This is a genomic window from Aquimarina sp. AD10, assembly GCF_003443715.1.
Taxonomy (GTDB): Bacteria; Bacteroidota; Bacteroidia; order Flavobacteriales; family Flavobacteriaceae; genus Aquimarina; species Aquimarina aggregata.
Window position 1 is genome coordinate 1,981,086 of the sequence record NZ_CP031965.1, and the last position, 13,569, is coordinate 1,994,654.

Genomic DNA, 13,569 nt, shown 5'->3' on the forward strand with positions numbered 1-13,569 from the left:
CACAAATCAAGTAGCTACAGATAGTTTTATTACGTAAGAAAAATCCAAAACCCGATTTAAAATTAGTAATAATTAAATATCAAGAAAGATGATTGAAAATTTAGATAAAATTGAACAATATATTGATAATACTATCGGAACTGCAATACGAAGCTATAACCCGATGATAAAGTCTGATATCTTTGGCCCGATATATGGTCATTGGGAAAGTGAAGCTGGATCAAAATTATTTTTAGCATCACAAGGAAGCATACTACATGGAAGCTTTACCCGAGAAGGAGGAAGACCTCGCAGATTATTAGGTACCATTGATAATCATCAACCTATAAAAGACAAAGGTTTAGCACTATCGTTTTCTGTCTATTGGCCATCTAACAATGACCCAGAATACAGATCTGTAACTTCGTATACCGGTCAATTTCATCCCACAGAAAATAAAATAACAACGATTTTTTTATTAGCAAACGAAACTATCCCTAGTAAAGATTATGCCTCTGTATTTGTTGGGAACGATGTTTTTACTCGCATAAAATAGATACTATACTACAAAAAAATTGCTATCCTATTATATAGTTAGTATTTACAAATAACCCAAATAGTACGAATTCTTGTAGTGTTCGATCATACAACATTATGTGTGTCTGTTGTATGATTTTAAAAAAAGCCTTAAAAATTATAATTTTTAAGGCTTTTCTACTATTATTTAGAGTAAGTGCTTAGAAAATTTTTAAAGATTTGTTAACTTATACAGTTGTATTATCTCTTTTATCACAAGTTCTGGGCTTTTTTCCCAAATTTTATGATCAGCACCTTTTGCTACCACATAATTATGATTGGACTGGCGACCAAAATCTTGTAAACACTGTACCCAATTTACCTTATCCTCTTCTGTTTTTAGGGTATTGGCATCGGGTAAGTTTTCTGCAACAATTAACGTTAATGGCATCTCATTGGTAATAAATCGTGTAGACATATAGGTTGCGATAGTTGGGAGATTTTGCAATACATAATACAAGCCCACCCTATGTTGTTTTAACATTGCCCAAACATCTGCGGGGAGACTATTTTTATAATCAGAAGCCCACTCTTTTGTCATCAAACATGGTGTTGCTGTATCTATAAAAACCGCTCCGTTTATCTTATTCTTATTTATCTGTGCAAATTCGGATGCATAAAACCCGCCAAACGAATGCGCTACTAAAAAATAACTTTCACCATATCCAAGCTGTTCAAGTATCTTGTCTAAGTTTTTGACCTCTCGTTTAAAGGAAATTTTAGTAGTATCTATTTCACTTTTTCCTAGGCCTGCCCTATCGTATGTTATTAAGGGAGCTCCTGTTGCTTTACTAATGTTTTGTAAAAGGGGTTTCCATACGCTACAATCATTACCATTACCTGCTTCAAAAAGAATGGGTGTGCCCTTACCCTTTATGATTTCAAAATGTAGTTTGTACTTGTCAATGGTAATAAGTGTATCCAAGGTCTGGGATTGACCTTTATTATGAATTAATAGTATTAGCAATAGCAGTAGGTAAACTATTTTTCTCATGATTTTCCTTTTTCAAGGAAGACGATTCATAGGTTGTATTGTTACATTTAAGTTTTTGATAGTATACGGTTGTAACAAGTTTTATATCAATAATTATTTAAGAAGAATTCTTTATACATCGTTCGACTTAATGAAACTATTTTACCACTTGTTAGCTCTAAACTATATTTTCCTCCACCATGTTTAATCACTTTTTTTATTTCGGTTTTTTTAACAATATAAGAACGATGAATTTTAATAAAATTATCAGGAAGTATTTTTATTAGTTTTTCTAAATTTTTGTCATGTAAAAAGGAACCTCCATTTGTAGTATATATTTCAGAATAATTTCCTGAAGCTTTAATAAATTCAATATCTTCAATAGTAATTAAACTAATTACTCCTTTAGATTTAATAGTTAGATACTTTAGTTTTTCACGATATGTACCGTTACCATTTAAAAACCTGTCAACAGCAACTTTGAATCGTTTTTCTAAAATAGGTTTACTTATGAAATCTAAAACACCAAAGTCAAAAGCAACAGATGCTTTTTCTTTGTTTGCTGTAATTATAATTGTTTGAAAGGATGATGACGTAACTAATTTTAATAGTATAAAACCATCTTTGCCATTTAAATTAAGGTCAAGAAAGAGCAAATCATATACTTCCTCAGTAATGCAATACTTTGCGTCTTCTAAAGTATATGATATTCTAACCTTACAGTCAGGTAAATACTTTTTTGTTAAATCGGAAACGCGTTCAGCAACAAGAGTAACGTCTTCTACAATTAAGACTCTCATAAATCATGTTTTATTTCAATAATAGATTCCCAACCATTTTTAATTTTATTCGAATATAGTTTCCATTTTCCTGGATAACATTCTTCTAATCTAGCTTCGACATACTTTAAACCTGTACCAGAAGTATGTGCTAAATTTGTTGTATTTATATTGCTATCATTAAAAAGGTGATACAATATTGAACTTGATGTTTCTTGCTTACTTAATTTAAAATTAGCATTTTGATTACCTGAATATCCATGAGTAATTCCATTTTCTACTAAGGTATGTATAACTATAGGAGGAATCATTTCATTACCATTAATTCCATTTACCTCCATTTTATAATTGGTCTTTTGTTGGATGCTCATAATTCTAAGATGTACTTTACATATTTCAATTTCTTGATTTATCGAAACAAGTTTCTTTTTACTCATCATAGATAATAAATGAAACTCTTCTGATAACGCTTCAATCATTTTATTTGCAATTTCGGGTTCTTTTGATATCAATTGTTGCAATGACATTAAAGAATTTATTATAAAATGTGGTAAAATGCGCTTTTGCAAAAATTGGTATTCAAGACGTTCTAGCTTAAGTTTTGCTTCGTTAAGTGACTTTGTTTTAGATAGTATTCCTTTTGCTGAAATGAAAATCATGACTAGTGCAAAAATAACCACACCAAGACTATCTAATTTATAAACTATAGATGTAATTATAAAATTGCTATGTACAAAATCGTAATCTTCAATAACATTACGATCGTCCAAGTAATTGAGGAAAAATAATACAAATAATGATGATGTAATAATATTTCTATTTTTTTCTCCTTTTAACGAAGTAAGTAAACTTATACTAAAAGGTAACAGGCTGAGAGCGATGACAATATTTATACCCGTCAAAGCAGCAAAAATATAAACTGTTATGAAAGCTAGAATTGAAAGCAAAAGAATTTTCTTTTCATATTTATACTCAAAATATAAGATGAAAAGTAATATAAAATAAGTACCATATTCTAAAACACTTCGAAGAGTATAGCTATGAATAAAAGAAGACGCTGGGACAAAGCCATTCCAATAAAGCACTTCATACCCAACTAACAAACTATTAATTAAAAATAGAATTGTCAAAAAGAGAAATACTTCTTTTCGATCTAATGAAAAATAGAGAACTAGGTTTATAAGTAAGAAGAAAATAAACATGCCCAACAGTAAAATTGGTGCTGTCGTCATCACAGCTGTATGTTTTTGAAATGCTTCTAAACTACCAATAGATAAATCTCTAAAAATGGCACCTGTTTTATTCTTATAGTTCGTAAATTCTATTTCAATTTTGTTATCTCCATCTACCAGATATTCTTTTGGGATTCTTTTTCTTACTAAGTTTTCACCTTCAGTTTTTGCTTGAGATAGGTTTTCAATTATCCCATTTCTAAAAAACAATTTACCGTTTAAATAAAGCGTTGCAGCATTTATATTAGTTCGAAATTCTAACCAGATATCACCATTATTAATAGTCGCTTCAGTAATTTCAAAATCCAGTGTTACATACCACAATCCTTTCTCTTTGCTTACAATATCATAAATACCTATGGCATTCTGTTTATCGGCTAGAAATTGCTTTGTACTATCTTTGTATAGAGTAGCAATATTAAATGTACTTAAATCAATGATACTCCCAGAATATTCGGGAATATCATTGACCGATGTTACATTTAAAAATAAACTTATTATTAAAAATAATTTCAATTTTATTTATGGATTAGGATTCGATTTTCTGATAAAGTTACTTTTTCTATATTTATTTTATAGGATTTTTATTTCGTTTACTTGGGTTGAAACTTTGACACTATGTTACTTAGGAGACCTAGTTCTATTTATATTTTGGAATCATAAAACGAGCAACAACTATATCAAATCGACCGCCTGGAATAAAAGTATCTTGTAACGAGTTTATCGTTGGAAAATCTATTGAACCTGATCCTCCTGAAACTGTTAATGAGCCATCAACTCCCATAGCAATACCTTCAAGAAAATCTCTTCCTTCTCCACCTAATAAAGTGGAATAATGGAGAAATGATCCGCTCGAATCAAGCATTGTAACAAATGCGTCATCACGACCACTAAGTATGGTTTCTTGATGACTAACTATTGGGAAATTTTTGGAAGCTGTATACCCTATAACAAATGCATTTCCTTTCTTATCCACTACAAGGTTTCTAGGGTTATCTGCTTTATCTCCTCCCAAATAAGTAGAATATAAAATCGCTCTCTTTTGTAGATTTAGTCTTGTCACAAAAGCATCTCTAACCCCTCCTAATTCAGATTGAAACGCACCAGTTGTAGTTGGGTAGTCTGATGAGTTTGTAAATCCCAACAAAAATACATCTCCTGAAGGATCAAGATCAATAGCGTAGAGTCTTTCGGTTTCTTTTCCTCCCAAATAAGTAGCAAAATTAATGACTGATCTATTTTGGTCAATTATAGCTAAAAAAGCATCATCTTCTCCTTTGTTTTTGTCTTGGATAGCATTTTTAAGAGGAAAATTTGATGAGTTGGTTGTACCGGCAATATAAAGTTGACCAGCATTATCCAACTTGATTGCATAACCAATATCATCCCCCGATCCGCCTAGATAAGTTGACCTTAACATTTTTCCATTAGAATCAAAGGTTACAACAAATACATCTATTCCGCCAGCCGATTTTGATTGTAAAGCTCCATTAGCGGTAGGGAAGTCACTAGACGCAGTTCGTCCGACAATATGAATTTTACCGTCTTGATCAATGGTGATACCTCTGCCATCTTCATCTTTACTTCCTCCAAGAAAAGTTGACCAAATTACTTTTCCTTCAGGATTAAGTTTAACTACAAAAGCATCACTCTTTCCTCCAAACTTGGGTTGAAACCCGTTCGAATGTATTGGAAAATCAGACGAATATGTAGTGCCAACTGCATAGATGTTACCAATAGAATCTGATACGATACCCTGAACGGCATCCCATTTTGATCCACCAAGATGAGTTAAGTAGTTTACCTCTTTTCCTTTATTGTTTAGTTTTACAACAAAAGCATCCATCCCCCCGCTAAGTGTATATGGGTGTTTATCATCACCAAGTAAACTTACCGAATTTGAGTGACAACCTAAGTAGGTGTTTCCAGTTGGATCAACAGCAACAACATCTGCATCATCGGTTCCAATGTTGCCATAATATGTCGAGTAAAGGATTGAAGGTGACAATTCTTGACTATATAACTCATTTTTTGAAAAAATTAGAATAGTCATTACCGTAATTAATAGTTTCTTCATGATTATGATTTATTTTAAAATCAAAATTAATTACAAAGGTTCTATTTATTTAAGGGTAAATGATGAAGTGCACAAGGGTCGTGTGAATATCACATAAGGTTATTCTATAAAAAAATATAAAAGAGCGATCATAAAAATTATCCCTATTATATACGTCCATATCTTATTAGAATTCTCATTTTTTATGATATGTGAGTTTACTTTTTTCTCTATATTACTTTTTGATTTTTGCCTCTTAGTATTTTTAAAATCAAAGGTGATTTTTTCTCCTTCAATAAATTCTCTCTCAATTATTTTTATAACCGAGTTATCATAATAATCGGGATTCTTTTCCAAATTTTCGATAATTTCTTTAGCATCTTTTAAGCCGATATTCGTAATACTCCTAATGTGAACAATAGTTTGCAGTTTGCTTTTAGCTATTAATTTAATTAAATCTTCTTTAGGAAACTTTTTATCATTTATCTTAATATCCATTTAAATCTTATATTTTGTTACAGACAGTCTCCTCTACCATCAATCATTTCAAACACTGTTTTATAAATAATTATATCTCAAATTACTCATTAACCTTTTTCCATTTTTCCCAATTAGGTGATGTTTTTTGCCATAGAGGTTTAGCTTCTATATTTAATCCATGATTTGGATAAAGAACATACCATGTTGATGACCTATACCTATCCTTATCACCTCCAACTAAGGTGTCTTGCATATAATTTGTCATTATGCTAGTTGTATATCCATTCGTTCCAGCAATACTTGTCCAATGATTCTGCGTTCTAAATCTAATTTTAAGAGAATCTCCATCTATTCGTGGTGCTTGACCTAGTATTGTTTTAATTTGAGCAAATACCTCTTCTCCTTCAAAAATAGTTAAGAAGTCTGCATCTGCAACATGTTCTACCCGATTACTCCCCCAACCTATCCTAATTGGATATCCAAGTCTAACTGCATCAATTAGTTTTGATTTGTCTCCAAAAATTGTTTCTCCATTTTCATCATTCTGAAATACTTTCTGCCATCCGGTGTTGGAATTATCAGGCTTTTGACAAGAACAAAAAAGAAGCAGAATTACACTAAATAATCGAGTCATTTTTTTTCGTTTTAGTTAAGTCTCTTTATAATTATTCTATATCTCTTCTTTTTAAAAATTCAAAAAAGTGATTGAAGTATCAAATTTAATCATTCTTAATCAAATGTTGTCTTGGGTTTTAAGTATAGGTAATGGTGAGTATACACTGTGTCTTAATACAATGTTATTAACTTTCTAAGTTTCATTATCAAACATTTTATTCAACTGCCATTCAGCAACCTTTTGAATCCTTAGGATTCTATTTGCTAATTCAGGATTGTATGAGCTCCTTTTATTATCAAAGCCAATCCAGTCAGGGAAATGAAATTTTGCAAGTTTAAACATTAGTTTATTGAAGTTTTTTGGTCCATAACTTGCTATTTTACTTGAATCTCCAACTATTAAGCAAATACAAACCGAATTGAAAATCTGCCGTAACTGTAATTATAAATTTTATGTTTTTTTAGTAATAGTTTTTGTACTTAACGTCAAATCGACCGTTTCTTATTTTAACTATATTACCTTCTGGATCAACACAGTCAAACCAAAACGTCCCAGATAGAATTTGTTTGTCTTGATCTAGTTTTATGATATTTAACTCTCCAGCAGTTTGATTTGTTGTTGCATAATTAGTCCATCTTCGAAAATCATTCCCATATTCGTTCGTTACAAGGTCTCCAATCGTCTGATAATCGGCGTTTAACACTCCATGCTCTTGATTTCCAAAAGTATAGACTCTTTCTGTTAATGGCATATCCGATAAAATTCGTTCAATCGTAATTGATTGACTTAAAACCTCATTGTCTGCAAAAATTGAAAACCAATATCCGTTTGGCGCATCCAGATTAATGAATACATATTGCGAAGTTAATTCGGGAATAGGGTCATTTAAATTAAATCCACTCTCTCTCGGTAGAAAGTTGACCCCATCGATAGTGCAGCCAAATGTGTTTTTTCCTTCAAAGGTTAATTCTGGCAATGGCGAACTAGTACCGTCATCATCATTAACACAACTTGATAAAACAATAATAAATAGTAAAATCATTTTTCTCATAGTATTTGATTTTTAAAGTTACATTTAACGTTATGCGTAAGAATAGTATGAGATTAAAAACAGTAAGCTTTCAATTAAGTATCTAGTCAAAACTTTTTATTTTGTCAATTATTTTTCTATTCTAAAACCCATTTTTTTAAATTTGGTAGTCGTTTAAAACGAAAAATAATTTTGCGAATTAGCACTTATTTGCTATATACTTCTTTCTTTTTTATTTCTCATCGTGAATATATTTACATTTATGTGAACTTCTTTATGGCAAACCACAATCATGGCTATAGTGAAAGAAGTTTTATCAAAACACAACAAGATTTCTATGTATTACATTTTGATAATCAAAATAATACTATTAGAGAAAAAGAAGAAATAGGAAACGTATAAAAATAAAAAAACTCCCTAGATAAAGGAGTTTTAAAACTGTCGGGTAGAGAGGATTCGAACCTCCGATCTCTGGTCCCCCAGACCAGCACTTTAACCGGACTAAGCTACTACCCGAAATTGGATTGCAAATATAATTTTTTCTCGCTATTTAGTAAAACGCAAAGGTTTCTTTTTTAATTTTTTTATACCTCATCACTATCCCGTCTCTTCTAAAATATACAACCACAAAAAAGCTCCGGAATGCATCCCAGAGCTTTTAATGATATAGGACCATATCCTATAATCTAAAGTAAAAAGACTATCTAACCTTTTAAGATAATCTTTGCATATTAAAATGCAAATGCTGCTAAGTCAGAACATATAAGTTGCGCTGTACATGTTTTTAAATTAAGATGCCAATTACATCCTTCTGGTGGTGCCGCCAAAGGAAATCTACAATCGTTAAGATCGTTCATTGGTAATCTGTCTAATCCCCCTTTTATATCTTTTTGTTGTGCTCTATTTAGTGGTTTCCCTATTTTTTTTAAATCTTTCATAAGTCCTAATTTTAGTAATGTTTATTTTTTGCCCTTAATCTTTACGATATCTTATTAGTGGATATCGTCTGTAGTACCTGTTAATGATCCTAATTTCTCGATAGCTTGTCTTTGTCTTTCGATTTCTGCAATTGCTGCTAATATGGCTAAACCATCGATTCCACCATTAGTTTCTCTTAATTCTTTGTTTGTTAGATTTTTCATTTTGATTGAATTTTAAATAGTACGCTTTGTATTGTTTCTTATTTTAATCTGGGGTAAAACTAGCTCGAAGAAATCTCAAATTCTGAGACAGCATAAAAAAAAGCAGTACGATGTACTGCTTTTATAATATATAAAGTGAATAAAATTAGGTAGTCTACGACTTAAATTATTCTACAAAGATTTTTTTAGTAAAACTTGCGTTAGAGGCGCTATTCGCTATCTGAACAAAATATACTCCTGATGCTACTACCGATAGGTCTATGGTATTGTTTCCTTTATTCATAGCACCTTGAAGAACCTTTTTACCCAAAACTGTAAAAACAATATAATTTAGTGTATCATCACCTATATTAGAAACAAAAAGTTCTCCTTTGGTTGGGTTAGGAAACAAAACAGTTTCTTTATTAGGTTCTTTTACGATCTCGGTATCACAAGCAATCACACCTGCATTAACTTCTGACAACATATTTAGCACTATACAGCCTGTATTTTCTGGATCCAACCAATCGGATAAACGTGTATCACTTGTAGTTCCAAAATCCCATGAAGTAGCAAATCTCCCGTAGTAATCATGTAAATCATTATCATTGGTTGATGCACATGCCGCATCTCCCCCATATAATTGCCCTATTATTCTTCCATTTTGGTCAAATAATGCAGAACCAGAAGATCCTCCTTCGGTAACGCCTTGCTCCCAACCTAGACCAGCATTTGTAATATCCCAAGTTTCTGCTTCTGGTGTAAACCCACCAGCATTTTGTCTTATCTTGGTAACGCCGCTATCATCTCTGCATACTTTCATGATATCACCACTAGGATGGTGTATACCTACCACATATGTTGGCGTATTATCACTCCTATCCCATCCAGCCCATTCTAAATCCCAAGCATTATCTAATCCTCCTGTTATCTCAATTAATTCGAAATCAGATTCTTGGTTTTTTGCCAAAACTTTTGATCCACTAGTTGTATAGTAATTACTAGGACCATTATCTGTACTACTTGTTTCTGTTGCACATACTGTATTGGTGCTTATCCAATTAAACCTGAAAGACCAATTTGCTTCATTTCCGCTACAGTGATTAGCAGTAAGAAGATAAGGAGCTTTATTATTACTCGTATTGTTTATTAAAGTTCCTGTACACCAATCACTCCCATTATTTAATATTAAGGCTACGGATTTTTTAAGTTTATTTTTTAATGGATCAAAATCAGATCCTATTGAACAATTAACATCTAAATTACAATCACCAGAATCGTTTAGTCTTTTTTGATGAGCTTCAAAATTACTTACACTTCTATATCCGTGAATGACAGAACCTATATGAAAGCTACCTAGCCCTTTTACTTTAGCTGGTATATAATATTCGATTGTTATTGTATCTCCGTCGGCAATCCAGGTTCCTAAAGATTTATTTTCATTATTCATCCTACTGGTATAGGCGCCTAAAGTGAAAGATTTATCCTGATTATATAGGTAAACCTCTGCTCCATCTGCCAACTCAAAAGCATCAAAAATAAAATTTAACGTATGAGCTCCAGGAGATTTAATAGTAATTCTCCAAATTTGATCTCCATTAGGTAGTTTTTCTATAACTCCAGAGTTCTTAAGATCTAAATCAACATTAAATTCATGTCCAAATCTAAAAGGTTTAGCACTATTTAAGTCATTTATAGCATCTTCTGCTTGAAGTTTTTTAAGATCAAAAGATGGCATTTCTACTACAGGAATATTTCTATTCAGTTTCATAGAAGAGCTTCTGGGGACTCCGTTTGTAACTTGACCATTAGTAATTAAACACCCAAGTAGGACTGTAACACAAAGAATAATTCTTTTCACAAATATTGATTTAATATTAATTAATCTACGCTAAAGATTTACATTCCAAAAACTACTTGTCCCTTAACAAAACTAGAGAATTAATTCTAAAAACCAACATACTCCAACACCTAAAAAAATGTTTTATAAAACTTAAATTTTCAATATGGTATTATAATCTTACAAAAATATCCAAATCCATACGGCTACTTTCTTTCTAAGATTTTGATCATTTTAAAAGATTTAAGAAGATGAAACAGTCCTGGTAGGATTACTGCACCTCCTATTAATAGAGAAATTCCAAGTACCTTGATTACACTATCAGGGGCAATATTATCTAATAAGCTTATGCTACCAGTGGTGGTTATTATAATATCTGGAAAGTGAGATACCATAGCCGCCAATAAAATTAAAAACACTTGTAATCCTGCAAAAAACCGACTCCAAACTTTATTACCACTATTAATCGTTTTCCATAATGGAAATAATAATAATCCCGAAATAGCCACCAAAATAATAGTCCATGGATTTTTTATAAAATCTTGCACAAAAACATTATCTGAAAAATATCCATAAACAAAAGTTAGTAATCCCACTACAAAAACAACTATTGTAGCTATGGTAGCTTTTCTTACATAGATATTTTCGTTACCCTGCTCTGCTTCTCCTATTAATAGTACGGCTGATAAAAATGCACATAAAGCGGCAAAAAACAATCCAACCAATACACTAAATACATTAAGCCATGAACCAATAAAGGCATCATAAAAAGTTAAACTACTTATATCTGCTTCTAGTGGTATTTCTCCACTAATCAAAGCTCCAAATACAATTCCTAAAAATATTGGAGTAACAAAGCTTGAGATTTTAAACAAGGTGTCATACAATTTTTGTGAATCGTCTATAATCGCATCATAATGTCTAAATACAAAAGCAACGCCACGTAATGTAACTCCTAATAAAACAATAGTAAGAGGTATGTGTAGATAAACAACCAAGACATTGTAATATGCGGGAAAAGCGATCCACAAAATTACGATAAGGATAATAATCCAGATATGATTTGCTTCCCAAACGGGGCCCATAACACGATAAATTGTTTTTTTGGTAATCTTTTGATTTTCTTCTGAAGAAAAAAGTTCTACAATACCTGCTCCATAATCGGCACCTCCCAAAATAACATAGAGATACAACGAAAATATAAGAAAGAATAAAACAACATATAACATACTTAATGATTTGAATGATTTAACACTCTTATTTGTCGTAGCATTAACCAAGTTACTGCAACAGAAAGTGTAAGATAAACAACGATATAGGTATAAAAACTAACCACAATACCTGGCATTGGAGTTACTGCATCTTTTGTTCTCATGATATTATGAATGATCCAAGGTTGTCTACCCACCTCTGTAACGATCCAGCCTGCTTCTAGTGCTATAAATCCCATTGGTGCCAATACCACAAATAATAACCAGTATTTGGTATTAGAGAGCCACTTTTTCTTTTTTAGCGATACAAAATATAATAGCCCCGCTAAGAGTAGCATTGTACCTATCCCAACCATCACCTGAAATGCATAGTGTACCATAGCTACATTAGGCCGTTCATCTTCTGGAAAATCATTAAGTCCCTTTACTTCTGCATCAAAATCTCCAAAAGCTAAAAATGATAACATCCCCGGAAGAGCAATTTTATATTTTACTTCTTGCGTTTTATCATTTACTACTCCTCCAATATACAAAGGAGCTCCTTTTTCAGTATTATAATGTGCCTCCATAGCTGCTAATTTTACTGGCTGCCTTTCTGCAATATCTTTTGCAGAAATATCACCACTAATTGGTTGTAGTATCGCGGCCACAGCTCCAAACGTAATTGCTATTTTAAATGCTTTTTTATGCAGTGCTACTTTTCGATTTTTATATACTTGATATGCATGAATTCCTGCTACGGCAAAACCTGTAGCAGTAAACGCTGCCAAGGTCATGTGAAGTGCCTGAGTAAACCAAGCCGGATTAAGCATCGCCTGCACCGGATCTATATTAAGAAACTCGCCATCGATATAATCAAAACCAGTGGGAGAATTCATCCAACCATTTGCTGCCACAACTAATATCCCCGAAGCAACTCCTGAAACACCTATTATGATCCCCGTTATCCAATGGAAACGTTCTGGTAATTTGCCCCAACCGTAGAGATAAAATCCTAGGGCTATTGCTTCTACAAAAAATGCCGCCCCTTCTAATGAAAAAGGCATTCCTATAATAGGCCCTGCATGTTTCATAAACTCAGGCCACAAAAGTCCTAATTCAAAAGATAGTGCTGTTCCTGAAACAGCACCAGTTACAAAAAATATGGCTACTCCTTTTTGCCATGATTTGGTAAGGGTAAGATATACTTGATCTCGAGTTTTTAACCACTTGTAATGAGATACTACCATAAAAAAAGGCATTACCATACCAATACAAGCAAAAACAATATGAAATATAAGGGTGAATGCCATCTGAAGTCTTGCTGCATCAAGGTTTTCCATAAATTACTTTTTTAAGTCTTTTAATTCTATAAAGGTACTATTAGACATTAGTATAGTAGGTAACATTAGTTACATATGTCTAAAAAAAGATCATTTTCCCGGAAGTTTCTTTTATGTCATAAAGATACGATCTAAACGTGGTTTTTTAAAGAAAAAACAGTGTTGTTTTATAGGCATATCAATAAACTTTTATCGATATGCCTTTTATCGACCTAGGGAAAACCCTAGGTTTTAAACTCTAGGTTTCACCCTTACAAATAAATAATTGATTACCAATAATTTAGCAACAACAAATTTGTACATATAGGATTTCGAAAACCAATTAAAAAAAGTAAATAATCTTAACATTAATAA

Annotated in this window: 14 protein-coding genes and 1 tRNA gene; 2 read left to right on the top strand and 13 right to left on the bottom strand. The window is 31.9% G+C overall.

Features of this window, described 5'->3' with window-relative positions; genetic code table 11:
* Positions 1–88 precede the first annotated feature (88 nt).
* The gene (locus tag D1816_RS08380; protein ID WP_066318582.1) at positions 89–535 is read left to right on the top strand and encodes an avidin/streptavidin family protein; all 447 of its coding nucleotides are present in this window, start codon (positions 89–91) and stop codon (positions 533–535) included.
* A gap of 192 nt (positions 536–727) precedes the next feature.
* Here D1816_RS08380 and D1816_RS08385 read toward each other — a convergent pair whose 3' ends face one another.
* The 7 genes from D1816_RS08385 to D1816_RS08415 all read right to left on the bottom strand — a co-directional run bounded on the left by D1816_RS08385 (position 728) and on the right by D1816_RS08415 (position 7,742).
* Entirely contained in the window at positions 728–1,549 is an 822-nt protein-coding gene (locus D1816_RS08385; RefSeq protein WP_118502182.1) for an alpha/beta fold hydrolase, read from the bottom strand.
* Between the two features lie 86 nt (positions 1,550–1,635).
* Positions 1,636–2,328 carry a LytTR family DNA-binding domain-containing protein gene (locus tag D1816_RS08390; protein ID WP_118502184.1) on the bottom strand — a complete coding sequence of 231 codons (693 nt, stop codon included), beginning with the start codon at positions 2,326–2,328 and terminating at the stop codon, positions 1,636–1,638.
* Positions 2,325–4,055, bottom strand: coding sequence for a histidine kinase (locus tag D1816_RS08395; protein ID WP_118502186.1), 1,731 nt, complete (start codon positions 4,053–4,055; stop codon positions 2,325–2,327). Before D1816_RS08395 ends, D1816_RS08390 begins: the two co-directional genes overlap by 4 nt.
* Before the next feature lie 124 nt (positions 4,056–4,179).
* Positions 4,180–5,616, bottom strand: coding sequence for an SBBP repeat-containing protein (locus tag D1816_RS08400; RefSeq protein WP_118502188.1), 1,437 nt, complete (start codon positions 5,614–5,616; stop codon positions 4,180–4,182).
* Positions 5,617–5,715: 99 nt separating this feature from the next.
* Entirely contained in the window at positions 5,716–6,093 is a 378-nt protein-coding gene (locus D1816_RS08405) for a hypothetical protein (RefSeq protein WP_118502191.1), read from the bottom strand.
* Positions 6,094–6,175: 82 nt separating this feature from the next.
* Positions 6,176–6,709, bottom strand: a complete 534-nt coding sequence (locus D1816_RS08410; RefSeq protein WP_118502193.1) for a hypothetical protein — start codon at positions 6,707–6,709, stop codon at positions 6,176–6,178.
* Positions 6,710–7,151: 442 nt separating this feature from the next.
* Entirely contained in the window at positions 7,152–7,742 is a 591-nt protein-coding gene (locus tag D1816_RS08415) for a hypothetical protein (RefSeq protein WP_118502195.1), read from the bottom strand.
* Positions 7,743–7,997: 255 nt separating this feature from the next.
* Between D1816_RS08415 and D1816_RS26200 the strand changes: the two genes are divergently transcribed.
* Positions 7,998–8,123, top strand: a complete 126-nt coding sequence (locus D1816_RS26200; protein ID WP_255420556.1) for a hypothetical protein — start codon at positions 7,998–8,000, stop codon at positions 8,121–8,123.
* 39 nt (positions 8,124–8,162) lie between these two features.
* Here the strand turns inward: D1816_RS26200 and D1816_RS08420 are convergent.
* The 6 genes from D1816_RS08420 to D1816_RS08440 all read right to left on the bottom strand — a co-directional run bounded on the left by D1816_RS08420 (position 8,163) and on the right by D1816_RS08440 (position 13,215).
* Positions 8,163–8,237 (bottom strand) — tRNA-Pro (locus D1816_RS08420).
* Positions 8,238–8,452: 215 nt separating this feature from the next.
* Positions 8,453–8,659, bottom strand: a complete 207-nt coding sequence (locus tag D1816_RS08425; protein ID WP_066318590.1) for a hypothetical protein — start codon at positions 8,657–8,659, stop codon at positions 8,453–8,455.
* Positions 8,660–8,713: 54 nt separating this feature from the next.
* Entirely contained in the window at positions 8,714–8,863 is a 150-nt protein-coding gene (locus tag D1816_RS25605) for a hypothetical protein (RefSeq protein ID WP_157766198.1), read from the bottom strand.
* A gap of 166 nt (positions 8,864–9,029) precedes the next feature.
* Entirely contained in the window at positions 9,030–10,703 is a 1,674-nt protein-coding gene (locus D1816_RS08430) for a T9SS type A sorting domain-containing protein (protein ID WP_147405031.1), read from the bottom strand.
* Between the two features lie 185 nt (positions 10,704–10,888).
* Positions 10,889–11,911: a cytochrome d ubiquinol oxidase subunit II gene (locus D1816_RS08435; protein WP_066318592.1), complete on the bottom strand. Its 1,023-nt coding sequence runs from the start codon at positions 11,909–11,911 to the stop codon at positions 10,889–10,891.
* Between the two features lie 2 nt (positions 11,912–11,913).
* Positions 11,914–13,215 (bottom strand): cytochrome ubiquinol oxidase subunit I, encoded by a 1,302-nt coding sequence (locus D1816_RS08440; protein ID WP_118502199.1) that lies wholly within the window; start codon positions 13,213–13,215, stop codon positions 11,914–11,916.
* Between the last annotated feature and the right edge of the window lie 354 nt (positions 13,216–13,569).

Coding starts and splice junctions, on each gene's coding strand:
- D1816_RS08440 (WP_118502199.1), bottom strand. CDS start 13,215: ATGGAAAACCTTGATGCAGCAAGACTTCAGATGGCATTCACCCTTATA.
- D1816_RS08435 (WP_066318592.1), bottom strand. CDS start 11,911: ATGTTATATGTTGTTTTATTCTTTCTTATATTTTCGTTGTATCTCTAT.
- D1816_RS08380 (WP_066318582.1), top strand. CDS start 89: ATGATTGAAAATTTAGATAAAATTGAACAATATATTGATAATACTATC.
- D1816_RS08415 (WP_118502195.1), bottom strand. CDS start 7,742: ATGAGAAAAATGATTTTACTATTTATTATTGTTTTATCAAGTTGTGTT.
- D1816_RS08425 (WP_066318590.1), bottom strand. CDS start 8,659: ATGAAAGATTTAAAAAAAATAGGGAAACCACTAAATAGAGCACAACAA.
- D1816_RS25605 (WP_157766198.1), bottom strand. CDS start 8,863: ATGAAAAATCTAACAAACAAAGAATTAAGAGAAACTAATGGTGGAATC.
- D1816_RS26200 (WP_255420556.1), top strand. CDS start 7,998: ATGGCAAACCACAATCATGGCTATAGTGAAAGAAGTTTTATCAAAACA.
- D1816_RS08390 (WP_118502184.1), bottom strand. CDS start 2,328: ATGAGAGTCTTAATTGTAGAAGACGTTACTCTTGTTGCTGAACGCGTT.
- D1816_RS08385 (WP_118502182.1), bottom strand. CDS start 1,549: ATGAGAAAAATAGTTTACCTACTGCTATTGCTAATACTATTAATTCAT.
- D1816_RS08405 (WP_118502191.1), bottom strand. CDS start 6,093: ATGGATATTAAGATAAATGATAAAAAGTTTCCTAAAGAAGATTTAATT.
- D1816_RS08410 (WP_118502193.1), bottom strand. CDS start 6,709: ATGACTCGATTATTTAGTGTAATTCTGCTTCTTTTTTGTTCTTGTCAA.
- D1816_RS08400 (WP_118502188.1), bottom strand. CDS start 5,616: ATGAAGAAACTATTAATTACGGTAATGACTATTCTAATTTTTTCAAAA.